Source organism: Lacibacterium aquatile (assembly GCF_042683105.1).
Classification (GTDB): Bacteria; Pseudomonadota; Alphaproteobacteria; order Elsterales; family Elsteraceae; genus Lacibacterium; species Lacibacterium aquatile.
On the sequence record NZ_JBHUIP010000013.1, the window covers coordinates 88787 to 113663 of the forward strand.

The 24877-nt window shown below is 59.2% G+C and carries 27 protein-coding genes; 19 read left to right on the top strand and 8 right to left on the bottom strand.

Annotated features, from left to right (window positions below; all coding sequences use genetic code 11):
* The first annotated feature begins 38 nt into the window (after positions 1-38).
* The gene (locus tag ACFSM5_RS15515) at positions 39-1397 is read left to right on the top strand and encodes an esterase-like activity of phytase family protein (protein ID WP_379877385.1); all 1359 of its coding nucleotides are present in this window, start codon (positions 39-41) and stop codon (positions 1395-1397) included.
* Positions 1398-1539: 142 nt separating this feature from the next.
* Here ACFSM5_RS15515 and ACFSM5_RS15520 read toward each other — a convergent pair whose 3' ends face one another.
* From ACFSM5_RS15520 to ACFSM5_RS15530, 3 genes are read right to left on the bottom strand one after another with little or no spacing between them, the layout of a single operon-like run.
* Positions 1540-2670, bottom strand: a complete 1131-nt coding sequence (locus ACFSM5_RS15520) for a carboxylate-amine ligase (protein WP_379877386.1) — start codon at positions 2668-2670, stop codon at positions 1540-1542.
* Positions 2667-3437 carry an N-formylglutamate amidohydrolase gene (locus tag ACFSM5_RS15525; protein ID WP_379877387.1) on the bottom strand — a complete coding sequence of 257 codons (771 nt, stop codon included), beginning with the start codon at positions 3435-3437 and terminating at the stop codon, positions 2667-2669. Before ACFSM5_RS15525 ends, ACFSM5_RS15520 begins: the two co-directional genes overlap by 4 nt.
* Positions 3438-3447: 10 nt before the next feature.
* Positions 3448-3753: a Dabb family protein gene (locus ACFSM5_RS15530; RefSeq protein ID WP_379877388.1), complete on the bottom strand. Its 306-nt coding sequence runs from the start codon at positions 3751-3753 to the stop codon at positions 3448-3450.
* Between the two features lie 96 nt (positions 3754-3849).
* On the opposite strand from ACFSM5_RS15530, the gene ACFSM5_RS15535 reads away from it, so the two are divergent.
* Positions 3850-4404: an SEL1-like repeat protein gene (locus ACFSM5_RS15535; protein WP_379877390.1), complete on the top strand. Its 555-nt coding sequence runs from the start codon at positions 3850-3852 to the stop codon at positions 4402-4404.
* Positions 4405-4816: 412 nt separating this feature from the next.
* Here ACFSM5_RS15535 and ACFSM5_RS15540 read toward each other — a convergent pair whose 3' ends face one another.
* The 4 genes from ACFSM5_RS15540 to ACFSM5_RS15555 all read right to left on the bottom strand — a co-directional run bounded on the left by ACFSM5_RS15540 (position 4817) and on the right by ACFSM5_RS15555 (position 9032).
* Positions 4817-6517, bottom strand: coding sequence for an EAL domain-containing protein (locus tag ACFSM5_RS15540; protein WP_379877392.1), 1701 nt, complete (start codon positions 6515-6517; stop codon positions 4817-4819).
* Positions 6518-6622: 105 nt separating this feature from the next.
* Positions 6623-7069, bottom strand: a complete 447-nt coding sequence (locus ACFSM5_RS15545) for a YqaA family protein (protein ID WP_379877393.1) — start codon at positions 7067-7069, stop codon at positions 6623-6625.
* 13 nt (positions 7070-7082) lie between these two features.
* The gene (locus ACFSM5_RS15550; RefSeq protein ID WP_379877395.1) at positions 7083-8351 is read right to left on the bottom strand and encodes a diguanylate cyclase; all 1269 of its coding nucleotides are present in this window, start codon (positions 8349-8351) and stop codon (positions 7083-7085) included.
* 93 nt (positions 8352-8444) lie between these two features.
* Complete coding sequence (locus ACFSM5_RS15555) at positions 8445-9032, bottom strand: hypothetical protein (RefSeq protein ID WP_379877396.1); 588 nt, start codon at positions 9030-9032, stop codon at positions 8445-8447.
* Between the two features lie 190 nt (positions 9033-9222).
* Here ACFSM5_RS15555 and ACFSM5_RS15560 point away from each other — a divergent pair, with 190 nt between their 5' ends.
* Positions 9223-10071, top strand: a complete 849-nt coding sequence (locus tag ACFSM5_RS15560) for a VOC family protein (RefSeq protein WP_379877397.1) — start codon at positions 9223-9225, stop codon at positions 10069-10071.
* On the opposite strand, the gene ACFSM5_RS15565 is transcribed toward ACFSM5_RS15560, so the two are convergent.
* Positions 10068-11006, bottom strand: coding sequence for a diguanylate cyclase domain-containing protein (locus tag ACFSM5_RS15565; protein ID WP_379877398.1), 939 nt, complete (start codon positions 11004-11006; stop codon positions 10068-10070). The two genes, ACFSM5_RS15560 and ACFSM5_RS15565, sit on opposite strands and share 4 nt — an antisense overlap.
* Before the next feature lie 235 nt (positions 11007-11241).
* Between ACFSM5_RS15565 and ACFSM5_RS15570 the strand changes: the two genes are divergently transcribed.
* The 16 genes from ACFSM5_RS15570 to ACFSM5_RS15645 all read left to right on the top strand — a co-directional run bounded on the left by ACFSM5_RS15570 (position 11242) and on the right by ACFSM5_RS15645 (position 24873).
* Entirely contained in the window at positions 11242-11751 is a 510-nt protein-coding gene (locus ACFSM5_RS15570) for a DUF6456 domain-containing protein (protein WP_379877400.1), read from the top strand.
* Positions 11752-11894: 143 nt separating this feature from the next.
* Positions 11895-12404 (top strand): phage baseplate assembly protein V, encoded by a 510-nt coding sequence (locus tag ACFSM5_RS15575; protein ID WP_379877402.1) that lies wholly within the window; start codon positions 11895-11897, stop codon positions 12402-12404.
* Between the two features lie 72 nt (positions 12405-12476).
* A complete protein-coding gene (locus tag ACFSM5_RS15580; protein ID WP_379877403.1) occupies positions 12477-13745 on the top strand; it encodes a PAAR domain-containing protein in 1269 nt (422 codons plus the stop codon).
* The gene (locus tag ACFSM5_RS15585; protein WP_379877405.1) at positions 13745-14494 is read left to right on the top strand and encodes a hypothetical protein; all 750 of its coding nucleotides are present in this window, start codon (positions 13745-13747) and stop codon (positions 14492-14494) included. Before ACFSM5_RS15580 ends, ACFSM5_RS15585 begins: the two co-directional genes overlap by 1 nt.
* Positions 14495-14528: 34 nt before the next feature.
* Positions 14529-15281 carry a hypothetical protein gene (locus ACFSM5_RS15590; protein WP_379877407.1) on the top strand — a complete coding sequence of 251 codons (753 nt, stop codon included), beginning with the start codon at positions 14529-14531 and terminating at the stop codon, positions 15279-15281.
* A 171-nt stretch (positions 15282-15452) separates the two neighbouring features.
* Positions 15453-16868 carry a hypothetical protein gene (locus ACFSM5_RS15595; protein WP_379877408.1) on the top strand — a complete coding sequence of 472 codons (1416 nt, stop codon included), beginning with the start codon at positions 15453-15455 and terminating at the stop codon, positions 16866-16868.
* 22 nt (positions 16869-16890) lie between these two features.
* Complete coding sequence (locus tag ACFSM5_RS15600; RefSeq protein WP_379877410.1) at positions 16891-17397, top strand: phage baseplate assembly protein domain-containing protein; 507 nt, start codon at positions 16891-16893, stop codon at positions 17395-17397.
* Between the two features lie 11 nt (positions 17398-17408).
* Positions 17409-17774 (top strand): PAAR domain-containing protein, encoded by a 366-nt coding sequence (locus tag ACFSM5_RS15605; protein ID WP_379877412.1) that lies wholly within the window; start codon positions 17409-17411, stop codon positions 17772-17774.
* On the top strand, positions 17771-18907 hold the full coding sequence (locus ACFSM5_RS15610; RefSeq protein WP_379877413.1) for a DUF4123 domain-containing protein: 1137 nt from the start codon (positions 17771-17773) through the stop codon (positions 18905-18907). Before ACFSM5_RS15605 ends, ACFSM5_RS15610 begins: the two co-directional genes overlap by 4 nt.
* Positions 18907-19659, top strand: coding sequence for a lipase family alpha/beta hydrolase (locus tag ACFSM5_RS15615; protein WP_379877414.1), 753 nt, complete (start codon positions 18907-18909; stop codon positions 19657-19659). The genes ACFSM5_RS15610 and ACFSM5_RS15615 overlap by 1 nt, the downstream gene beginning before the upstream one ends.
* Positions 19656-20168 carry a hypothetical protein gene (locus ACFSM5_RS15620; protein ID WP_379877415.1) on the top strand — a complete coding sequence of 171 codons (513 nt, stop codon included), beginning with the start codon at positions 19656-19658 and terminating at the stop codon, positions 20166-20168. Before ACFSM5_RS15615 ends, ACFSM5_RS15620 begins: the two co-directional genes overlap by 4 nt.
* Positions 20162-20671: an alpha/beta hydrolase gene (locus ACFSM5_RS15625; RefSeq protein ID WP_379877416.1), complete on the top strand. Its 510-nt coding sequence runs from the start codon at positions 20162-20164 to the stop codon at positions 20669-20671. The genes ACFSM5_RS15620 and ACFSM5_RS15625 overlap by 7 nt, the downstream gene beginning before the upstream one ends.
* The gene (locus ACFSM5_RS15630; RefSeq protein ID WP_379877417.1) at positions 20668-21222 is read left to right on the top strand and encodes a hypothetical protein; all 555 of its coding nucleotides are present in this window, start codon (positions 20668-20670) and stop codon (positions 21220-21222) included. The genes ACFSM5_RS15625 and ACFSM5_RS15630 overlap by 4 nt, the downstream gene beginning before the upstream one ends.
* A 197-nt stretch (positions 21223-21419) precedes the next feature.
* Positions 21420-21713 (top strand): hypothetical protein, encoded by a 294-nt coding sequence (locus ACFSM5_RS15635; RefSeq protein WP_379877418.1) that lies wholly within the window; start codon positions 21420-21422, stop codon positions 21711-21713.
* A 372-nt stretch (positions 21714-22085) separates the two neighbouring features.
* The gene (locus tag ACFSM5_RS15640; RefSeq protein ID WP_379877419.1) at positions 22086-23186 is read left to right on the top strand and encodes a phage portal protein; all 1101 of its coding nucleotides are present in this window, start codon (positions 22086-22088) and stop codon (positions 23184-23186) included.
* 43 nt (positions 23187-23229) lie between these two features.
* Complete coding sequence (locus tag ACFSM5_RS15645; protein WP_379877420.1) at positions 23230-24873, top strand: phage major capsid protein; 1644 nt, start codon at positions 23230-23232, stop codon at positions 24871-24873.
* Positions 24874-24877 lie beyond the last annotated feature (4 nt).

Genomic DNA, 24877 nt, shown 5'->3' on the forward strand with positions numbered 1-24877 from the left:
CCGGTGAGACAGTTCCCGTCCCACCGGAGGCTTCAGCCATGATCCGTATTCTTCTGACATTCGTTGCCCTGGCGGCGCTGGTCGCCTCCCCGGCCAGTGCCCAGGAAAAAGTCTTTCCAGCCAAGCTGATTTCCCAGGCGGTCCTGCCGGGCAATACGATCATTCCGGCCCCGGCCGATGCGCCGGATCATCTGAAAGTGTCCGGTAAATTCACGACGGCTGACCGTAAGCGCACCGAGGCGTTGGGCACGGTGATGGGCAAGGACGGCCATCGCGAGACGGGCCTCGCCGTTCCCTTCGCTGGGCAAGCTGTGCAGGGTTTCTCCGGCATCAAGACCATGGCCGATGGCACATTCTGGAGCCTGTCGGATAATGGCTTCGGGTCGAAGATCAATTCGTCGGACAGCGCGCTGATGCTGCATCAGATCAAATTCGACTGGCAGGGTGGCAAGGTCGAGCGGCAGAAGACGATCTTCCTGTCGGATCCGAACAAGGTCGCGCCCTTTCCAATTACTCTGGAAGGGACGGCCATGCGCTATCTGACCGGGGCTGATTTCGATATCGAATCGATCCAGCCGGTTGCCGATGGCTTCTGGGTCGGTGATGAGTTTGGCCCCTATCTGCTGAAGGTGGATCTGGAAGGCCGGTTGACGGAGGTCATTCCGACCCTGATCGATGGCAAGCCTGTGCTGTCGCCCGATAATCCGACGCTGGTCACCCCGGCAAATCCCTTGTTGAAGATGGCGGCTTTCAATCTGAAACGGTCGGGCGGCTACGAAGGCCTGGCGTTGTCGAAGGATGGCAGCAAGGCTTATGGCCTGCTGGAAGGTCCGCTGTATCAGGAAGACGGGTCGGTGGAGAAGGTCGACGGCCAACCTGCGCTGCGGATCGTTGAACTGGATACGGCGGCGAAGAAATGGACCGGCCGCTCCTGGCTCTATCCGCTGAGCGCGGGCGGCGAGGCCATTGGCGACTTCAATATGATCGATGCCACCACGGCCCTGGTGATTGAGCGTGACAATGGCGTCGGTTCGCCTGACAAAGCTTGCGCGGATGCCAAGAACCCCCAGTCGACCTGCTTTACCGCGCCGGCCAAACATAAGCGCATCTATAAGATCGAAATGACCGACGCCATGGTCGGCAAGCCCGTGCGCAAGATCGGCTATATCGATCTGATGAATGTCGCCGATCCCGATGGCAAGGCGCGCCAGGGGACGGAAAAGGGCATCTACACCATGCCGTTCCTGACCATCGAGGATGTGGATGTCGTCGATGCCACCCATATCGTGGTCGGCAATGACAACAACCTGCCATTCTCGGCCGGTCGTGCCCTCGACAAGGTGGACGATAATGAGTTCGTGCTGCTGGAAGTGGGCGACTTCCTGGCGGCGAAGTAGGGGTTAAACATAAGCTTGTCATCCCGGGCTTGACCCGGGATCCGGCCAAAGTTGGTCGCTGGGCGAAAACGCCTGAGATCGACCAATTAGAACGGTCGGATCCCGGCTCGGGGGCCGGGATGACAAGTTCCATATTGGAAGACTAAACCCCGACCACAGTCTCGGCGATCAGATGGTCGACGACGCTTTCCAGGGCTTCCTGCTTGCTTTTGCCTGCCGCCAGAGCTTCCTCGTAGACGCGGATCTGATTGTCGGCGCTGGTGCCGCGCGTCAGGATCAGGCGGGCGCTTTCCAGTTCTGTTACGCAGCCGAAATGTTCGGCATCCGGGCGGCACAGCTCGATCATCTCGTTGATGAGGTCAGCGAACGGAACAAGGGTGCCCTTGCCGAAATCGACCAAGCCTTCGCTCATGCCATAACGCTGGGCGCGCCAGCGGTTTTCCGAGAGCAGCATACGGGCATAGAGGCGCCAGCGCTGATTATTGCGGCGCAGGCGCCAGAGCATGCGCAGCAGGCAGCGATAAAGAGTCGCGAGCGCGATGGTATCATCCAGGCGCGTGCAGATATCGGTGATGCGCATCTCCAGGGTGGGGAAGCGCGCCGACGGGCGGATATCCCACCAGAGCTTGCTGGCATCCTCCATCACGCCTGCGGCCTTCAGGCCCTGGACGTGACGCTGATATTCGCCCCAGCTGTCGAAAACTTCCGGCAGGCCGGTGCGCGGCAGGCCGTTGAAGACCGACAGGCGGAAGCTCTTCAGGCCCGAAGGCTCGCCCCGCCAGAAGGGGGAGGAGGTCGAGAGCGCCAGCATATGCGGCAGGAAATAGGCGACCTGATTCATGAGGTCGATGCGCAGTTGCTCGTCCTCGATCCCCACATGCACGTGCATGCCGCAGATGACGAGGCGGCGGCCGACCATCTGAAGATCGCGCGCCAGGATCGTATAGCGCTCGGCATCCGTCGGCCGCTGGCGGCCCCAGTCGGTGAAGGGGTGGGTGGCTGAAGCAATCGGCGCCAGACCGTAACGGTCCGCCACATCGGCAATACCCCGACGCAGGCGGGCGAGATCGGCACGGGCATCGGCGATGGTTTCGCGCGGGCGGGTGCCGACTTCGATCTGAGCCTTCAGGAATTCCGGGCTGACCTGATCGGGCAGGGCCTGCTTACAGGCTTCCAACAGTTCGGGCGGGGGCTCGGCGGCAACATCGCGGGTCTTGCGGTCGACGAGGAAATATTCCTCCTCGATCCCCAGAGTGAAGGCGGGTTCGCTCACGCGGTCTCTCCCAAGGCAGCCAAAACCGGCACAAAGGCGTTATAGAGGCGTTCGGCCCAGGCGCGCTGGCCGCCCGGTGTTTCGATCAGGTCCTGGCGCACTTCGATCAACACATGGGGCAAGCCAGCCGGCTCGGCATGGAAATCGAGCGTGTGGCCGTGATGGTCGCGCCCGGAATAGGGCTGATTGTCGCCGACATTGATATCGCCGGGACGGGCGAGTTCCGCCATCAGCGGTTCGGCGATACGGCCGTCCTGGTTCCAGAGCACGCCGATCTCCCATGGACGGTGGAAGCCTGCCATCACGGCGGTGCAGGAATGAATCGAGAGCACGGCCGGTTTGATGCCGCGCCCAGCAAATCCGGCCAGTTGATCGGCAACTGCATTGTGATAGGGCGTGAAGAGCGCATCGATACGCGCCTGCCGGTCGGCAGGACTGAGGTCTCGGTTGCCGGGGACAAAGGTCCCATCGCTGACGGGCGGCATGGAGGTCGGGTCGTCGATCCGGCGATTGAGGTCGACCACCAGGCGGGAAAAGCAGGAAAGCAAAGCCGGAGCATCCAACCATTCCGCCAAATAACGCGTAATCGCCGCTGCCCCAATGTCATAGCCGATGTGACGCCCGCGTTCGGCCTCAGAGACACCAAGATCGCCCAGGCTCAAAGGGATGCGGTTGGAGGCATGGTCGCAGAGCAGAAGGATCGGGGCGGGGCCGGTCAGATTGACATATTCGACCGGCTGCGGATCGCCGGATTGCAGGAGCGACATGGCGGAAACTTCAATGTTGGATGTCAAAGACCAATGCGGTCTCGATGATGGGGGCGAGGAACGTCTCGATCACCGCCTTATGGGCTGGATGAGGCAGGTAGGCGTCCCGCGCGGCGATGTCGGTAAACGTCATGCGGAAGGCGAAATCGAACCCCTGACCCAGTCCTTCGGGGCTGGCTTGCGGCCCACCGACATAAGCGGTTATGCCGCTGATCTGGCTTGGTAATTGCGCAAGGGCTTCGGTCGCGCGCGCTATGGCCGCAAGGTCCGCGCCCTGCTTCCAGCGAAATAAGACAAGATGATCGATCTGTGTCATTCCTACCTCTTGCCCGAGGTGCGATGTCTGCGCAAGCTCCCATCGCTGATTATTTCTAATGCAACGGCTGATTTATATTTGCCGAGGGAGTGTGTGATGCGTGGTTGGGGATTGGTTGCGGTGGCCGGGTGTGCTCTTGCCGCGGGCGTAGCGGTGGCGGCCGGGGTGCACGATCCGATCTACTGGAAGCAGGCGGTCAAGGTGATCGCCGATGCCCAGGCGCGCGGCGACGAGCAGACGGCTTACAACGAAGCGATCATCCTGGCACTGGCGGGCGAGACCACCGGGTATGACGTGCTAGTCCAGGCCTATTCGGAAGGCAAGGGCGTGCCGGTGGATGCGTCCATGGCGGCGCGCATCGCCTGTATCGGGGCCGAACGCGGCCAGCGCACCAGCCAGATGCGGCTTGCGAAATTCTATGTGGAAGGCAAGGGCGTGCCTGCCGATGCCGGTAAGGCGGTGCTATGGGCGGAGATCGCCGGTCGCAATCTCGCCGAAGCCCTGCGCGAACAGATGGGCGTGAATAATGTCCGCCAATTGGCCGAGAGCGGATTGCCGATGGCGCAGGTGGATAGAATCCGCGCTGTGGCCAAAGCCTGGACACCGGCACCGACGACACCCGCCGACCGCTACGGCCGCTACTGCCCCTGAGGGCGCTAGCCCGAAGGAGCCATCTGCGTCGTTGCTTCCCGTGCTCGGTGCTCACGGACCCTAAGTCCGCTCCGCGCGTTGCCCGCTGGGTCTATGATCGGCGGCAAGGCCGCCGGGGCCTGCGCTGGAAAGCGCCTAGCATCTGACCCCTTCGGCCGTCGCTTCTAAAGCGAATCTACGCGGTTCGGCCACACGAGATCCCGGCCCGGCGGCGTTGCCGCCTAACGTAAAGCCAGCGCGCAACGCGCGCGGGGTCCGGGATGACAGTTCTTGTTTGATAGGTTTGGCTTTAGAAGCGAAGGCCAAAGTTATGGAATGCTAGGCGCGCGGAGCACAGGGGCGGAGCGTACTTCCTGTACGCGAGCATCCGAGCACCGTAAGCAACGACGCAGGCCGTAACTTTGGGCGAGCGTCACCCCCGCCAGGAGGGGCCGGACTTGCGGTTCAGCGGCGTCGCCTGCGGGCGGCCGTAGAGGAAGCCTTGGCCGTAGGTGATGCCCAGACGGTTCAGGATCTGCGCCTGCTCGTGGGTTTCGACCATTTCGGCGATCAGGCCGACGCCGATGGTGCGGCAGAGGTCGACCATGGATTTCACCAGCGCGCGGTCGCGAGTGTCGCTGGTGATATTCCGGACATAGCCACCGTCAATCTTCACGATATCGACCGGCATCTGACGCACATAATGCAGGCCAGCGGCCCCGGCGCCGAAATCGTCGATGCAGATCTGATGGCCGTGGGCCTTGAGGCGCGATAGGGCGTTTGCTACCCGCTCCACATTGTCGACACGGGCGCTTTCCGTCAGCTCAAATAACAGACGCTGGCGCTTGGTTTGCATGTTGGTGAGCAGATTGTCGAGGCTGGCCAGGAAGGCGTCGCTTTCGAGCGAACGCGCCGAAAGATTGACTGCGATGTCATGGGCCGCCGGATTGCTCTCCAGCACATCGATGACACGCTTGCAGACCGAAATGTCCAGTTCGGCGATAAAGCCGGTTTCTTCGGCAAAGGTCACCATGGAGAAGGGCGATTCGCCGCTCTTGAGGCGGGTCAGCGCTTCCTGATGGTGAGTGTTCTGATCAAGCATCCAGACAATGGGCTGGAACGCCAGGATCAGATCGTTCGAGCGCAGGAAATCCTGGATCCCCGACATGCGCGAGACGGTGGACTGCAGCATTTCCTGGAAGCTGCCGGACAGGCTGGTATGGGTCAGTCGCCCGCCGTTCGAGACATAGCGGTTAATGGTATAGGCAAAGGCCCGAGCCAGCTGTTCGGGCGGAATGGTGACCGCGTCGAGGGCCACTTCGGCACTGTTGATGGCAGCGGGGGACTGGCCAGGCGGCGTGACCTTGGACAGCAGGACGCGGATAAGTTCGGTCACGGCTTCGGGTGTGGTGGCCGAATCATGGACCAGGGCGAACATGTTGCCCGCGAGGCGCGCAGCATTGTCGTTCTTGGCCGAGGCGGTGAGAATCTGCCCCAGGCGCAGCATGACGGCGCTGCGACGCTTGGCATCCAGAGGGGCCAGAGTCGCTTCAAGCTGAGGAAGCGTCACCAGCGTCAGCGATAGATCGCCATTGATATCGGCCCGCATCATCGCGGTCGAACGGTCGGCGAAATCATGTTCGTTCAGAAGTGCGGTCTCCGCATCCCGATGGCTGAGCGCATCGGGGGGCGAACCGGCTTGCGGCTTCTCTTCCATGATCGGCGCAATGGCGCGCGAGGGCGCCGCCTGGACCGGCGCGCGGACGATCACTTCAAGCGTCAGGCACAGGGTCTCGTAACCACCCGCCCGTACGATCCGGCCGCCAATCAGAACAGGAATAGGGTCGGACGCGGTGCCGACCTGAATTTCCTTGGGTGGCGTTACGGCAGAGGATCGCAGTTCTTCCAGCAGCTGCATCAAGCCCCGGCGCGCAGGCGCGTTCAAAAGGGCAGGCAGCGACGCGCCGATCAGGCCCTGGGGCGACTGATTGAGCAAACGTTCGGTTTCGCCATAAGCAAAGATGGTGGTGCCGGTCGCATCGATCACAAGGAGAACGGCCGCACGGGTCATAGCAAGGGCGATCAGATGCTCATGCGAAATGCCGGCTTCGGCCAAGGCAGGGGAACGGGGCATGAGCTAGGGAACGGTCCGCATACTAGGGTGTCGCAACATTCTGTCGACTTCTAGAATAAGCAAAAAAACGCCTCTTGCATATAGCTTTGCTCGCAATGCTGTTCTTTATTCTGCAAGGAGACCGGCAATAACACAGTATCTCAGGGCTCTACCTGTCGCTGTTAAAAACAAGAAAGCATATAAGTTAACTTTTAGTATTCCTGCTATTACGGTTAATGGATCGCCCACGATTGGTATCCATGAGAATAATAACGATGTTAATCCCCATCGATTAAACCATGTTCTTGCACGCTGCAGTGCAGCATCGGATACCGGAAACCAGCGACGATCGCGATATTGATACAGGAAACGGCCGGTCAGCCAATTAAGCCAGCACCCAACTGTATTACCGATCGTTGCGATCAAAACCAGTTCGACTGTGCCGCCGAGCTTCTGGTGGATGGCGGCGGCCAACATCGCTTCGGAAGAAACGGGGAAGATTGTCGCCGCCAGCATCGTGCCGAAAAACAGCGCGATGCCGCCGACTTCCGGCGTCATGAAGCTGTCGAACATCCAGCCCCTCCGGTCAGTCGGCGCGGGTCAGATGGACGGTATTGCGGCCCGCCGCTTTGGCTTTGTAGAGCGACTGATCGGCGAGGTCGATCAGAGCGGGCAGATTATCGGCGCTGCCGATATGAACCCCGATGCTGACCGTCGCGCCGATGCTCTTACCGCCATGGACAATGCGGATTTCGGAAATGGCTTGGCGCAGTTCCTCGAAATAATCCGAGGCGCTGTCAGGGGCCATATTGACGGTCAGCAGGGCAAATTCCTCGCCCCCGATCCGGGCGACCATGTCGCTTTCGCGTAGGTGCCGGGTCAAGCATTCCGCGACCTTGCGCAGAATAAGGTCGCCTGCCTCATGTCCGTAGGTGTCGTTGGTCTGTTTGAAGAAATCGACATCGACAATGGCAGCGGTCAGGGAGATCTGGCCCCGCTTGGCCGTGGCCATCAGCGAAGCCCCGCTCTCATAGAAGAAGCGGCGGTTGTGAAGCCCGGTCAGGAAGTCGCGGCTCGCGCTTTCGCGTAGGTGGTCGAGCAGGTCGAGCATGCGGAGGTTCTGCACGACACGGCAGAAAAACTCCTCGCGCAGGAAGGGCTTGTTCAGGAAGTCATTGGCGCCGTGTTTGATGAACTGGGCGGAGAGCGTGTGGCTGCCGACCGAGGAAACCCCGATGAGCGCAAGCCGATCAGGCGGATGCTGGGCGCGGATGCGGCGGGTCATCTCGATCCCATCCATATCCGGCATATGATAGTCCATGAGAACGAGCCGGATCGACGTGTCGGTCTTGAGACGGTCGAGCGCCTCGTTCCCATTAGCGGCTTCCACGACCTGGAAATGATATGAGCGCAGCAGATCGCGCAGGTAATGGCGGGCCGTCCGCGAGTCATCGACCACCATGATCTTGGTGGTCCGATTCCGGTGGAGCTGTTCCACAAGGCTCAGGAGATGGTCGAGACTCGACGGGGTGTCTTTCAGCACATAATCGATGACCTGATCGGCGAACAGGCGCTCGCGCAGGTCGGCCGAAAAGACTGAGGTAAAGACGATGCAGGGGATGGAGTGAGATTGAACGAAGTCCAGCGCCTCACCTTCCTTGCTGTCTGGAAGAACAAGATCGACCAGGGCCAGATGGAACGGCTGGGCTGCCGCTGCCACAATCGCCTGAGTTTCAGCAAGCGAAGCAGCCACGGTTACCTCGGCCTGCGGCATACGGTCGGTTATGCCCTTCGAAACCAACTGGCTGAAGAAACGGGAATCTTCGACGACGAGTATACGAGACGCTTCCGACATCTGTCCCCCTTTGGGGCGTCCTCCAATTCGCTTGCGGCTGTTTTAGGAAGAACACTTCAATGAAATTTGCAAGAATTTGTTCGTATGTAGACGTTAGGAGCCTTTTTGACTCCAGCCAGGACTTTGTTGGTTGAAGTCGGGGACGGTGTCTCGGATGGCGTTTGCAGTCTCTACCGAGAAATCAGCGCATGTAAGCAAATAATTTATGCTCGCGCCATCTTCGGAAAAGGGAACGGCCAACCGGTCGTAAAAAACCGTTGGATGCCCCTCGCGCTCCAGGTGAATACGGGTGGCCAGCGGCACCCGCTGTTCGCAGACATGACCAAAATGCGCCATCATCAATTCGCGATAGCCATCGTTCGACAGGTTGCCGACCGTGATCCGCCCAGGCTGCAGGCGATAGAGCATCATGGTCCGGCTGGATTGGACGATCATCTCGAAATCCAACCCCTTGCCATCCTCGGGGGCGATGACCATCCAGAGCGAAAGCCGCCCGCGGGCGCCGGGGACGGTCTCAGGAAAAAACTGCTTGCGCGAGGGGACAGCGCGGCCCGTGGCTTTTTGCAGGTTTTGCCAAGCCGCCAAAGTATCCACGAGCGAACGATCGACGACCGAGTCAAGGGTCGTCAAAGAAAGCTCTTCATCCCAAAAAAAGGAACCACCGCCTGCCGCTACCCGCATGCCCGTTTCGCTTTCCTAGAACAATTGTCCCATCACCCGAGTGCTGATATGGCGGAGGCCTATCCTGCATGGTTAACGGCCTTCTTCTGGGTGTGCAAGCCCCTAAAAGGACCGTCGTATTTACGCTGGTTTTCAGGCCGTCTCCTGTGCGACACCGATGTCAGAGGATCTTATCCACGAGGATATGAAGATGGCGTTGCCAGCTTTGAATTTTGATCATGCGATCTATGGGACAGGCGATCTGGAGGCGACCCGCAAGGCAGCCCAGAAACTCGGCTTTGTCGTTACTCCGCGCGGGCGCCATAAAGGCTGGGGAACTGGCAATTATTGCGTGATGTTCGAGCAGGACTACCTGGAGTTTCTGGGCATGGTGGACCCGGCGGGTGAATCGAACGGGCTCGATAAATTCCTGGCAAGTGGCGGCGACGGGCTGCTGGCGATCACTTTTGGAATCACGGATTCCGCTTTGGTGGCGGAGCAGTTGCGTGGCCGTGGACTGAACCCACATGGGCCGCACGCCTTATCGCGCCTTCTGGAACTGCCGGAAGGAGACATCGAGCCGCGCTTTGCCCTGACGCGCTTGCCACCCGAGGAAATGCCCGCGATCAATGGCTTTCTGGTCGAGCATCTGACGCCGGAGCTGTTGCGCCGCCCGACCTGGGTCAGGCACCCCAACGCTGCTGTCGGTATTCAGAGCGTCACGGTCGCGGTCGAAAATCCCGAAGAAACCGCCCGCGCCTATGAAAAGCTGGTGGGGATAAGCGCCGTCACACCGACCGACGACACTTGGGCGGTGCATGTGGGCAAACAGGTGATCCTGTTTGTGACAGCCGACGATGCTGCGGGGCTTTATTCGGACGATGGTACTGCGCGGGGCCTGCCGACGATCTGCGGCATCACGCTGAAGTCCAGCGACCTCGATCAGACTTATGCCGCCCTGAAAGCCAATAAAATACCCGCCGAACGGTTGCCCGGCGGGGTGATCCGGGTCGACCGCGAGGATGCGGTCGGCGCCGTTATGGATTTCGTCCGGGCTTAGCTGGCGAGAGGTTGATCGCTCGTGACGTCGGGGCCAGCGGTGCGGTTGCGGCCGGATCGCTTGGCTTCGTAAAGATAGGCGTCGACGGATATCAGCATACTTTCCGGCGTGCTGTTACCGCTCGGGATTAGCGATAGTGCGCCCCGGCTGATGGTGACATAGGGCGAGGTTTCAGACGCAGGGTGGGGAATGGCGAGGGCGAGAATGGCTTCGCCGATCCGCTCCGCCATCTTCTTGGTGCCGTCCGTATCGGTTTCCGGCAGCAGGCAGATGAATTCCTCACCGCCATAGCGAGCGGCGAGATCGCACGAGCGGTTCAGGCTGGCCTCAATGGCCTGGGCGACGGCGCGTAGACATGTGTCGCCCGCCACATGGCCACAGCTGTCATTGTAGCGCTTGAAATGATCGATATCGAGCAGGATCACGCCGAGCGGCTGGGTGCCACGGAGATGGCGGCGCCATTCGCGGGCGAAGAGATCGTCGAACTGGCGACGATTGGCAATCCCGGTCAGGCCGTCGATCGAGGAGAGGCGGGCCAGATAATCGCGCTGACGCTTCAAGGCCACGACGTTGCGGACGCGGGCGCGCAGCGAGGCAGGATTATAGGGCTTCGTCACGAAGTCGGCCGCGCCCATCTGCAAACCCTGGGCTTCGTCTTCCCAGGAGGAGCGGGCGGTCACGAACAGCACGGGGATATCGCACAGGATCGGATCGGCCTTCAGCATCCCGCAGATCTGATAGCCATCATGTCCCGGCATCATCACATCAAGAAGAATGGCATCGGGGTTCAGTGCATGGCACTGACCGATAATATTTTCGACCGAATTGGCGATCGTCACGGCAAATTCTTCGGACAGAATACTTGCCATTAATTTCGACGTAATCGGCTGATCGTCGATCACCAGTACCCGGCCCGGCGTAGACTCGATCACCATTTCCAAATGCCCCCATTTGTCATGGTTTGCGGATTTATCACAAAATTTAGACAATGTCCCTCTGGAATCCTGACAGGGCGCAGAACAAGCTTGCCGAGTTATTTGCGATTTTGCTTGCCACACACTAAAAGAAAAAGTACATATCAAGAACAAGGCGGGCAAAGGTCCGCTTTTTCGATTCCGGCGCACCGGTCCCTATTAAGAGGGGCTTGTTTTTCAAGAAAAGGTGCTGCCGATGCCAAAAGCTGCTGTCGTTCGTCTACAGTCATTCGAGGAAAAGCCCGACTATGGCACCCCGCGCCTGCGCGCAGCCGGACAGATTGTCGAAGAGGAAGATCCGGCGGGTGTGCCGGTACGCCATGTACGGGTCAATGGCGAGCCTCTGGACCGGTATCTCGCGCGCGGCGAGTTGAAGGGACGGCAGGCGGAGGCGGCCAAGCGGCTGCGCGCGCTCTGGTACCGGTGCCACTTTGAAGCTGGCCTGACCATGCGCTGGGACGAGCGGGTGAACGGTAGCCGGGGATCGGAAGCAGAAAGCATGTCGGATGGGCTGGTCGCGGCCCGCCGGAACTATGCCAAGGCGGTGCAGGCGGTCGGCATCCGCCTGTCCGATGCCCTGTGCCGTGTGGTCTGCGAAGGCATGTCGGCGCGTGACTGGGCGGTTGCTACCGGTCGCCATCCCGCCAGCGGCATCGAGATGTTGCGCCTAGCTCTCGATCTGCTGGCCGATCACTGGGGTATGTGAGAGAACAAAACGTGAAAATTAGCTCTTGACCCAGCGAATCGCTGAGGTTAAGCTTTTGGCAAGACTGAAGAATTGCGGCCGCCACCTGGATCAGGGGCGGCTGCTGCCGTTTTGGGCCGCTCAATCCTTTGAAGGAAACGATTATGGGACTTTCCCTGGAGACGTGGGAGAAGGCGATGGCGCCGTTTCGGCGTCGGATCTATCAGATTGTGAACTGGGGTGTGATCCGACGGGTTGATACCTCGACCAATGCAAACTCGGTCCAGATCGAGATGATCAAGGACGAGATATCGGACGGTGTCTTTCACGCGGAAAGCTATGGCATGAGCGCGGCGCCGCTACCCGGCGCGCGGGGCGTGGTCCTGTGCATCGGGGGCGAGAAGGACAGCGCGATCATCTGCGCGACGCCCGATCAGCGCCACCGTCCGCTGGGCCTGCCGGTGGGGGATGTGTGCCTCTATACCAGCCAGGATGACCGCATGGCCGGGGCGGAGGCGTCGCAGCACCGGATGCAGTTCACGGCGGACCGGACGGTAGTGCTGACGGGCAAGACCCTCAAGGTACTGTTCAACGGCCAGAGCTTCACAATCGATGAAAATGGCATCGAGGTGAAGGGGACGCAGATCCATCTGAAGAGTGCCTCGGGCGGATAAGCTTCGACCAAAGATACACGACCCGCAGCCCGGCCTTAGAGCCGGGCTTTTTCATGCCCAAGGAATAAGAAGATGCCCCGTATCGCGCGTGTCGGCGATCCGGTCTGGTGCAGCGAGCATGGGATGACCCAGATCGTCACTGGATCGAGTTTCGTCTTTTCCAACAACAAGCCGGTCGCGACAGTTGGCGACCGCACCGGCTGCGGCGCCACCATCATCACCGGCGTGCCCAATCAGTTCATCGACGGCGCCCTGATCGCCCGGCGCGGCGACAAGATCAGCCATGGAGGCTACATCGTCGACGGCTGCCCGGACCAGTGGGCGGAGGGGGAGGGGCTGTTTCCGTCAGGTAGTATTTCGGCCCGGCCATCACCGGACGAGGCGCCGCCGGAAGATCTGACCAAATTGACGGCCTGCTCCGTCAAATATAAGGGCGGCTTAAACGCCCCGCCAGCAGGCCAATATTGGGGGCTGAGTATTCCAGAGCAGAGTGGCCTCGATTTGCCGCATCAGAGCAATAATGCCTGTGTCGTGATGTCTGCGGCCCAGGTGACGCAACTCCAGCGCATCCGCGACGGCGGTACTGCCGATCGGCCTTTCCCGCTGCATCAGGCGAATGCCGAGCGGCTGACGCAGTGTCCAGAGCCTATCAAATACAACCCAGAGAATGGTACGATCATGTCGTCCTCTGTATTGAAGGGGCTTTATGCCAACTATGGTTATAGCGCGACGACTCAAGATCAATCCCCCGCCGCTATTCGTCAGCGTCTAAGAGAAGGCAAAATTCTGCAGACCGATCATCTGTCGGAACATCTTTGGACGGACCAAATATCTGGGGGGCATGCTGTCGCTACCCTGGGTTACGTCGCTGCCCCCGGTAATCCCGACCAACCTCTGGCCTATCTGATTCATGATACGGGCACCGGCTGCCCGGCCTGGGTTTCCGCCGATAAATATGAGGCGAGCCTGCGGCCGCAGGAACCGGGGTTCACGAAACCGCTAATGGCTTGGATCACCGGCAAACTGCCGGGGCGGGAGGAGGCTATCAAGTGCTGCCTGGACCCCGAGAAAAAGCCGCCGTTCGGCGATATCAAAACCCGCCAGGGCAACCCGTTTGCCGGAATGCAGGCGCAATTGGTCGAGAATAAAGCGCGGTTGGCGGAGATTGATAAGATATTTGATCCCGACTCGGCTTCTGAAGGGCAAAAACTGCTGGCTCAAGAACAAATCGATCTTCTAAAGAAGCAAAAATCACTCGGAAATCAAATATACGCTGCTCAAGAGGCCTATTTCTCGACGGAATCAGGCCCCTGCAAAGCAAAGCTATCAGGAAGTCCCTAATGAAACAAATCTTCGCTGCCCTATCGCTTTTGTTCCTGCTGGGAGCCTGTGCCGCTATGCCGAAACCTGTCCCGACTAACCCTGCGCCCTTGAGCATCGAGCGGCTGGGCCAGATTGCCTATGCCGATGCCTCATCGCACGAAGTACCGATGGAGATCTGGCAGTCGGTGCCTACCTTCATCCGCAAGCCCGAATATGCCGATTATCCGCTGATCGCCTACACCTATCACGTCACCTTCAGGCGCCCGGTGGGTTACCATCCGTCAGAGCCGATGTGGGTCAACTATATCGATCCCTTTACGGGTGAACTCGTGGTGTCGAGCTACCCTGACCGGCCGTATTTCCCTGACAATGTCGCGGTGGGTGTCTTCTTGGGGCGAAAATACGAAGGGATGTCGTTGAAAGGCTCTGTTGAAAAGCCGCTCTTCAAACCGATTGATGAGCCGCTTTGGAAGGCGGGTTTTGATCGTTGGCTTAAAGATCCGGCGTTTCTCTCCAATCCAGCGTTCTTTAATGCGCTTCCTGTTAATCCCTCCCCGGAGTTGGTGGGTTTCATCTTTGCGTATTGGCGGCAGAACGATACCGCCCTGGTGAGTTTTGCGCTCAACGAAAAGATGATGCGCTGGGTGATAGATCTTCTGTTCGACAATCATCCGCAATACCCCGGCGCCAAGTCCGATCCGCTTACCGGCAAGCCGCTGGTGAAGTGGCAGCGCGACCCCGGCCAGCTACCGGTTGCAACGCCTTAAGTATTTGGCCCAGCGCTCCTCCCAGGAAATAGCGATGACACGAAGCCTTACCGCCCTCTGGCTCCTGCTTTTCCTGGGAGCCTGTGCCGCCATGCCGAAATCCGTTCCGATGAACCCCAATCCTTTGAGTATCGAGCAGATCGGTCAGATGGCTGAGAGCGATGTTCGTAGCCGTCAGAGGGTTCCGTTGGAGATCTGGCAGTCGATGCCGACCTTTCTTCGTAAACCTGAGTACGCGAAATATCCGCTAATTGCCTACACCTACCATGTTACCTTCAAGAGGCCTGTAGGTTACCATCCGTCCGAACCGATGTGGGTCAATTACATAGATCCCTTCACAGGCGAGATCATTCTGTCTGATTACCCGGATAGGCCGTATTTTCCGGATGATCCAACCACGGGCGTTTTCCTGGGCCGGAAGTATGAGGGGATGGCGGTTCAGGGGAGCGTTGAAAAACCCCTATTCAAACCTATCGATGAACCTGTTTGGAAAGCCGGTTTCAATCGACTGCTCAAAGACTCGGCCGTTTTGTCAAATCCGGCATTCTTCGATGCTGTCCCGGCGCAACCGTCCAGTGAAGATATCGCATTCGCCTTTGCATATTGGCGCCAGAACGACACTTCCTTGATCACCCTCGCGCTCAATAAGAAGATGTTCTATTGGGGTCAAAATCTTCTTTATGATCACCATCCGAAGTTCCCTGGCGCAATCTCTGACCCTTACACCGGCAAGCCGCTGGTGAAGTGGCAGCGTTCGCCAGCTCCGCCTGCCGTTGTGGCGCCCTAACGACAGGTGGGCTGGATAGAACTCCCAGGAAATCAGCGATGACACGTAGCTTTGCCGTTCTTTGGCTCCTGCTTTTCATGGGAGCCTGTGCCGCCATGCCGAACGTATGATCTGGTGATGAATAGGCCGCCGTGAGGCGGCTTTCTTTTTCCCGCACCTCTGTGAGTGACGATGACCGAAGCCTCTGCCCGCGCGCCTCGCCGCAAGGGCGGGGGGAAGTCTGCGAGTCCGTCTAAGCGGACCATCGACCTTGCCGCCTATGCCGACGATCCGGTGGGCTTCTGCCGGGAGGTGCTCGGCGATCATCTCTGGAGCCGACAGGCGGAGATCGCCGCGGCGGTGCGCGATAATCGCCGGGTGGCGGTGCCGTCCTGCCATGGCGCGGGCAAGAGCTTCCTGGCTGCGCGCCTCTGCGCCTGGTGGATCGCGACGCGGCCGCCGGGGGAGGCGTTCGTCGTGACCTCCGCCCCCACCTTCGCCCAGGTACGGGCGATCCTGTGGCGGGAGATCGGCCGGGCGCACCGGGCTGGCAAGCTGCCTGGCAAGGTGACCATGACCGAATGGCGGATCGGCCAGGAAATGGTCGGCTTTGGCCGCAAACCCGCCGATATGGATATGACCGGCTTTCAGGGCATCCACGCCAGGCGGGTGCTGGTGGTGTTCGACGAGGCCTGCGGCATTCCCAAGCCCCTGTGGGATGCGGCGGAAACCTTGGTGACGAACGACGACAGCCGGTTGTTTGCCATCGGTAATCCCGACGATCCGGCCTCGGAATTCGCCAAGGTCTGCACGCCGGGGTCGGGCTTCGTGAAGATCCATATCGATGCGTTGAAGACGCCAAACCTGACCGGAGAAGAAGTGCCGGACGAGCTGCGCCCGCTGCTGGTCGGCGCGCTGTGGGTCGAGGAGATGAAGGGGCGCTGGGGCGAGGACAGCCCGATCTATCGCGCCAAGATCGGCGGTGAGTTTCCTGAAGAGGGGACGGATGGGCTGTTCCCGCCGCGCCTGCTGAAAAAAGCGGTGGCGGCGGAGGTGGAGACCACGGGCGTGCTGGAACTGGGCATCGATGTGGCGCGGTTTGGGCGGGACGAAACGGTGGTCGCGCTGCGCCGGGGCGATGGGGTCGAAATCCTCTATGCCGGGCGCAAGGAGGACACGATGGCGACCTGCGGGCGGATCGTGGCGGCGATGCGCGAGACCGGAGCCACCATCGCCAAGGTGGATGATGCGGGTGTGGGCGGCGGGGTGACGGATCGGCTGCGGGAGCAGGGAATAGCGGTGATGCCGGTCAATGTCGGCACGGCGCCCATCGAACGCGAGCGCTTCGCCAACCTGCGGGCCGAGCTGTTCTGGAACCTGCGCGAGCGGATGGAGACGGGGGAGCTTTGCCTGCCGAATGACGAACGGCTGCTGAGCCAGCTTGCCATGCTGCGCTACGCCTATGACAGTCGGGGCCGCATCAAGGTCGAAAGCAAGGACAGCCTGCGCCGCCGGGGCCAGGACAGCCCGGACCGAGCGGACGCGGTGATGCTGGCCTTTGCCGTCTCGCCGCCGCCGTCAAACGGCCCGCGGGTGCGGCGGCTTTAACTTAGACGGATGGAGATGAGAGATGGGACTTTCCCTGGAGACGTGGGAGAAGGCGATGGCGCCGTTTCGGCGTCGGATTTATCAGATTGTGAACTGGGGTGTGATCCGACGGGTTGATACCTCGACCAATGCGAACTCGGTCCAGATCGAGATGATCAAGGACGAGATATCGGACGGTGTCTTTCACGCGGAAAGCTATGGCATGAGCGCGGCGCCGTTGCCCGGCGCGCGGGGCGTGGTGCTGTGCATCGGGGGCGAGAAGGACAGCGCGATCATCTGCGCGACGCCGGATCAGCGCCACCGGCCGCTGGGCCTGCCGGTGGGGGACGTGTGCCTCTATACCAGCCAGGATGACCGCAATGCCGGGGCCGAAGCCTCCTTGCACCGGATGCAGTTCACGGAGGACCGGACGGTGGTGCTGACGGCAAAGACGCTGAAGATCCTGGTCGGTGGGCAGAGCCTTGTCATGGACGAGAGCGGTGTGCGGGTCACGGCGTCGCAAATCGATTTCGACAAATTGAGCGGCTAGGGAGGCGTGCCATGGGACGACGATTGGCTGCTGTTGGCGATCTGGTTCTATGTCCGGAACATGGAATGACCGTCATAACGCAAGGGGCACCGACGATCCGCCGTAATGGCAATCGCGTCGCGCGGGTTGGTGACGCCACGAGTTGCGGCGCCATCATTACAACCGGCGCGGCCTGGTGCTTGATGAGCAAGGGGCTGGCCGCACGTGAGGGCGATACGACCAGCCATGGCGGCACCATCATCGTGGAAGATCCGCTGGTGATCCTGAATGAAGGGGGAGATAGCGAGGCTTACGGCCCCGCCAATAGCCTGGTCGATGCGGCGGCTTCAGGGCAGGCCATCGTGCCATCGTGTGTGTCGACAGAGGATCAGCCATGACGCGATATGCTCTGATCGATTCGGCGCTGTTTGAGCGACCCCTCGGCTGGGCGATGTCACACGGCCTGACGGCGGTGCCGCTGCTGCCGATTGACGGGGCGCCGCAGATGGGACGGATCACGCCATGGCTGACAGCCCCAAATCCCCCAGCCACGGCTGAACTGGAGGCCCTAACCGACCAGAGCTGGGGCCTGTGGATCGATAGCGATACGCCGCTGGCGTCCCTGCCGGGGCTGCTGGCGGATCGGCGCATGATGCAGGATGCCGACGGAGCTTTGGTCTTGCTGCGCTGGTGGGATCGTCGAGTGCTGTTGCCTTTCTGGCCTGCCTTGATGCCCGCGCAAAAGGCCTGGCTTTTATGGGGGATGAAACGCCTTGGAATTCCGCAACCGGGGGGAGCCTTGTGGCTGGAGGCGCCGTCAGTAACGCCAGCGGCCTTACTCAGTCTCGATAACGTGCTTTTGACAGCGCTGAGCGACGATATGGCAGCCCAGCGCGTCGCTCCGATGACTGCCTGGATCGGGCAGAAATGGCCGAAACTCTCGGTTGAAGAGCGTGCTGGGCTGGCGATAGCCACGGTCTCCCTGGCGCGACGCCTGGGGCTGGAAGATCGCCGCGACTGGCAGGCACTGGCGCAACTGCTGGCGCTGCTGGGCAGCGGTTTTCTGGATGACCCGCTGCTGGCGCCGCTGACGGAGGAACTGTTCCTGACGGCAGATCGCCGACGTCTGGTGCGGAATGAGGGAGAGTTGCTGGCTTTGGGGAATGCGCGGATCGCGAGCGGGGGCAATAGCCTCTCGTTGCTGCGATCCATATTTCTTCATGACCACCTGGCGGCACACTACGAAGCCCGGCCAGCCGAGCTGTTGGTGCGGCAGGTCTATGGTGAGAGATCCGCAGCTTTTCCAGCGGACGCCATTGCTGCAGCGCGGACTGCCAGTGATGCCGCGCTGCTTGCCGATTATCCGGGAGCTTCTGCCATCGACCGCCTCCGCTTCTGGTTCATCCGGCTGGTACTGGGCAGTGGCTTTCGCGACGACCCCCTACGTCAGGAGCCAGCGCAGGCTTACGCCTCTGGCGGGATGGCAGGGTTAGCGGCGAGTGTCTTGGATAATGGTCAAGGAGCTGTTTAATGGGATTTTTCAGCGGAGAGGGAGTTTTCCCTGTAGAGGCAGGCGCACCCATACCGGATGTCGACGATCTTTCTCCCAAATTAGGGAGGCCAAATCTTGGGTGTGATCCGATACTACGTTGCAATAAAGCTCTGGTAATATTCGTTGGTGGCTTCGGTGATACGGCTAACAAGCACATGTTCAGGCTGTTCGAACGTTATTGCGCTGCTGGTCATTCCGCTCAGGCGAAGGCTTATTTCACACACGATAGCTATTCGGATATTGCGGATTATATCGAAAAATGGCGGGTGCAATATCCAGGGCATCAAATAACGCTGGTAGGCCATAGCTTTGGAGGGTTCGGTAGTTATCGCGCTGCATTGAAAGTTGCAGAGAAAAATGTAAAACTAGATCTTTTGGTAACTTTGGATCCTGTAACTAATATTAATTTTGAGCAAAAATCGGGTTTCCCATTTTACTCGCCGACGGAACCATTCGAGCGGCCGGTCACAACAGAGCGATGGTTGAATGTTTATGTTTCAGATCCCCCCGATATACCTTATCCAAACTCTGGCAGTAATAGGGTTACCCGCTTACGTGGTGGGCCTTGGGGAAAATTAAAGGCGCGTGGTTTGGCTGATGATGAGTGGACTATTACCAGCACAATGGTCCCGGCGGACGGGCAGCCACAACATCATTTAGATAACGGGCACACGAGAATGGATATTTTGTTCGCACCAGTTAAATCAGAAGTCGAGTCGATGATAAGATGAGGGCAAATTTCTTAATTATTGGATTTGGATTTTTTTTGAGTTCTTGTTTTTACTCGGATTATTTGTTCGACCCGGAGGGGTTTAACGAAATGATGTATGGTCCGATCATCGTGAAACCAGTGGCGCGCGAAGATATCGATGTTGCGGTATTGCATAAGTTGTTTGGCCCGATGTGTGCGCCAATCTTCCAAAGTCCGGACAAAGCGGAACTTCCACTCGGCGCCTGGTCACGAGATCGTCAAATGTCGATTAAGCTTGGTCCGTTTAGGGCGGATAGCAAGTTTGAGAATAATTATCTCCGCCTGGCCAAAAAAACCGAGCCAGGATGGGGGTGCGCTCTGGAAAAATGTGTGACCAACACCTCGATCGAATACATCGAAAGAGGAGAATACCCCTATGGCTTGTTGTATAAATTAATGACGCGTCCCGATGAGGTGAGGCAAACTCAAATTGATGGTTTGGAGAGCAACGTTACTTTAAATATTGTACCTGATTTTATTAAGTGTTGAATTGTCGCTTTTCTGAAATTCGATGGACGAAGCGCTATCCTGGGCACCAGATCGCACTTGTCGGTCACAGTTGGGGCGGGCACACAGCCTATCATGTGGCGGACCGCGTGGGCCTCAAGAAGATCGTCGTAGACCTGTTGGTTACACTTGATGCAGTGGGAACGAGTGGCTTTTTTTGGCCTCCTGGAAGCTCGGAGCCGGGAAATCCCCCTAAGCCTCAGATGCGGCCGACAAACACAAAGACGTGGTTGAATGTCTATGTCCAGGATCCACCAGGCCTACCTGCTCGCCCTGTGTCTTGGCGATCCCCGAATACTGTCGCGATGGGCGGTCAGCCTTGGAGGAAATTGACACCCAGTGGGATCCTGGACGGTGAATGGACGATCGCGAGTACGACGCATCCTGAAAATTCAGCGACGCCAGAATACCACTTCGATGATGGGCATGCATTGACGAATAAAATTTTCGACCATGTGTACTCGGCGGTAGAGGAGATAAAATGAGGCGATCGATAATCTTATTATCATTTATTGTATTGCTGCCGGGTTGCATGCCGATTTTAACGTGGATGGCCTATGAACCGCCGTTCAAGGTTGCTCCTTTGACGCGCGTTGAAATCGATGAAGCGCGTCTGAGTGCCCTGTATCGGCCGATTTGTATTACGAAAATGGGCGGGGGCGATACATTCACTTACCGTTCTCTGGGGTTGCCGGATGTCAAGGACGGATTGTTTGTTCATTTCCACGGCGGGAATATAGATTATTTAACGTCTCTCTATGGACAGCAGAAATTTTGTGACCTTGCGGAGCGCTGTCTTATTGATGCGACGGTCGCCTACAGCTTGAGGGGAGAGTATCCCTTTGCTGCGCTTTATCATTATTTGACGGTGGATGTGGATTGGGACTGGTCAAAGATATCCAACTTAGGAAGAACGCTCGAGTTTAGTATCTCTACTGAACTTTCGGATTGTCTGCAGCCTCGACTTTCTCAAGATGAGCCGGTGCATAGTGAACATCTGCGCAAACGATTTCCGGATGGGCTGCCGCTGAAATGATTGCTCGTCTATTGGTGTGGCGCGAAAACGGGATAGTTCTTGGGTGAATTTAAAACCTAAGACCTCGTTAATGATGAATGGGCCATCACCAGGACATTGCATCCCGATGCAAACAATCCCGAATCGCACGAAGATAATGGCCATGCCAGGGTAGGCGAGATGCTACCGATTGTAATTTCTCACATAAAAGAAATCCGATGAAGAACTTCGTGTCATTAATGGTCGTGGGATTTTTATTATCTAGTTGCCGCTTGTATTACATAGAATTTTATGAAGATGAGTACAATGAGGCATTTTATGGTCCTATAAAAACTGATCCATTGTTAATGTCTGATGTGGATGTCGGTACACTCAGGAAATCATTTTCAAGATTATGTTATATTCAAAATTGGCGCGGCATTAAGGTCCGCTCACTAATTGAACTGGATGATAGTATCGTTAATGGTCATGAAATTTCTATGAATGAATGGGCTTCTGATAAAACAAAATAATCTCTAGAGAGGATGGGTTGCAGTTTTATTGTGTAGTGCTTGGATTCTTATGCCATTCCGCAGGTAATTTCTGGGGGTTATCCCTACGGATTACTATATAAGTATCTAACCAATCCCGATCAAGTGAAGCCGGTGTGGTTGAGTGGCCTTAGCTTTAATATACTCATGGACGTGGAAATTCCCTTAAAGCGATGTCTTGAAACCTCTTAACGTTTGAATGGCCAGGAGTTCAACTGCTCGGTATCAGGCTCGAAGCTATCTCTCTTTAGAGCAATAAGTCGTTCTCGCAGAAACGCCTGAGATTAGCTCGCTCTATTTAACAAAACCCGCCTTTATGGCGGGTTTTTTATTGGCCGGAAGGAGGCCTTTTCCATGTCGTTGCTGCCCCGTTGGCTGGGTGCGCGCCTTAAGAAGGCCGCACCGGCGCCGATGCCGCTTGCCTTGCCGCTGACGGCGGCGCTCGCGCCCCACAGGGGCGGGGGCAGGCGGCTGGAGAATCCCATCGCCCATCGCTGTCTGACGCTGATCGCGCGGTCTGTGGCCTCTGTGCCCTGGCTGCTCTATCGCGACCAGGTGGAAGTTACGCGCCATTCCGCCCTCTCGCTGCTGTCCGGTGGGGCAGGGGCACGGCTGGTGGAAAGCCTTGCCAGCCTGCTGGTGATCGAGGGCGAAGCCTTTGTTTTGCCGAACGGTGTGGGAGGTGGTGCTCCCGTTGAGTTGCTGTCGATAGCTGGTTTCAAGGTAACGAAACGAGGCGAGGCAATTGAGATCGGGGGCAGGAGCTTCGCGTCGAGCGAAATCTGCCACCTGAAACGTGCAGATCCGATGCAGGGTCCGCGCGGTCGGGGCGACCTGCAGGCGGCGGCGCGGGCTATCGATTCCCATGATGCAGCCTTGCGCTGGAATGAGGCTCTGCTGGAGAGCGGAGCCCGCCCCAGCCTTGCGCTTGTCTATGATCCCAAGGACGGCCCTGCCCATCTTTCCGATGAACAATTCATGCGTCTGAAGGCTGAATTGAAGGCACAGGTTGGTGGAGCGGAGCAAGCCGGATCGCTTATGTTACTCGATGATGGGTTAACAGTGCAGGAGCTGTCGCTGAACCCCAAGGATATGGACTGGCTGGCGGGACGCAAACAGGCGGCGCTGGATATCGCGACGGCCTTCGGTGTACCGGCGCAATTGATCGGCATTCCTGATGCCCAGACCTACGCGAATATGGAGCAGGCGCGGCTGGCCTTCTGGGAGGACACGATCCTGCCCCTGTTGCGCCTGATCCAGGATGGCATCGGCGATTGGCTGCTGCCGCAGTTCGAGCGCGGATTGCGATTCGCGCCGGACGAGGATGCCATTCCGGCCCTGGTCGAGCGGCGGCATGCGCTGTTCGCGAAACTGAGCGGGGCGAGCTTTCTGACCACAAACGAGCGACGCGCCGCGGCGGGTTATCCGCCCTTGCCAAATGGTGACGTGCTTTAGCTAGCCCACGCCACCGGGCGGGCACTTTAAACAGGAGACCTGCATGACTACCCTGAAACGGGCTACGACACGGCTGAGCGCCGTGGCGGCGGAGGGGCTTGTCCCTGCCGACGCCGAAACGGAAGGCATATTCACGGGCTATGGCACCGTGTTCGATATCCCCGACCTCGACGGCGATGTGATCGCGCCGGGAGCCTTCCGCGACAGCCTTAAACGGCTGGCGACCCAAGGCGGGCCAAGGCTGCTATGGCAGCATGATCCAACTCAGCCCATCGGCGTCTGGACCGAGGTGGTCGAAGACGCGCGTGGCCTGAAAATGACAGGGCGCCTGGCACTCGACACTCAACGCGGGGCAGAGGCCTTTGCGCTGCTGAAGCTCGGTGCCCTCGACGGGCTGTCGCTGGGTTTCACCATCCTGCAGGCCGAGCGCGATAGCGAAGGCCGCCGCCGCATCACCTGCGCCGAACTCCACGAATGCAGCCCCGTCACCTTCCCCTGCCAGCCGGCGGCCCGCGTCCAAGCGGTGAAGTCGGCGACATTTTCCCCTGACAGAGCCGGAGATACCGCGATGGACCAGTCGCTGACCGATACCCTAAACACCCTCACCACCGAAATCGCCACTGTCAAAAGCGCCGTCGCGGCGCTGAACCGCCCCAATCTTGAACCCGGCAATACTCCTGGTCTTGGCCGCCTGATCCGGGCGCTGGCCGCCGGTCGGGGTGACCCGGAGCGCGCCGCCGCCTTCGCCACCAAGAGCTGGGGAGACGGTTACACCGCCAAGGCACTGGAAGCTGGCACCGGCTCGGCGGGTGGTTTTATCGTTCCCGAACCGCAGATCGCGGAAATCGCCGAATTGCTGCGCCCGGCGTCGGTTGTACGTCGCCTCGGCGCCACAGTGGTGCCGATGCCGAATGGTACGCTGCTGCTGGCCAAGCTCGCAGGCGGTAGCCAGGCCGATTATATCGGCGAGAACAGCCCCATTTCGGCCAGCCAGCCCAACTTTACTCAGGTGCGCCTGACGGCCCGTAAGCTGGCTGCCCTGGTGCCGGTGTCGAACGATCTCATCCGCTATGCCGGTCCGACGGCGGATCAGGTGGTGCGCGACGATCTGGTGGCCGCGCTGGCGCAGCGCCAGGATCTGGCGTTCCTCTATGGCGACGGCACGGGCAATAGCCCCAAGGGCCTGCGCCATTGGGCCAGCCAGGTATTCGCGGCCAACCCGAGCGGCACGCTGGATGCCATCGTTTCGGATCTGGGCGAGATGGTGCTGGCCTTGCGCACCTCGGGCGCACGAATGCTGCGTCCGGCCTGGATCATGGCGCCCAAGACCGAACAGGCGCTGATGAACGTTCGCGACGAGAGTGGCCAGTTCGTTTTCCGTGCCGAAATGCTGACCGGCAAGCTCCAGGGCTTCCCCTACGCCTCGACCCTCCAGGTGGCGGTCGCCATGGAGAACAACGAAGAGGTCAGCGACATTTTCCTGGTCGATATGGCCGATGCGGTCATCGGCGAGGCGGCGGGGCTGGTCATCGATGCGTCGGGCGAGGCGGCCTATCAGGCGGGCAGTGCCGTGGTTCCGGCTTTCAGCCTGGATCAGACGGTTATCCGCTGCATCACCGCCCATGACTTCGTCATGCGCCACGAAAAATCCGTCGTGGTGATGACCAACGTCACCTGGGCCCCCTGAGGAG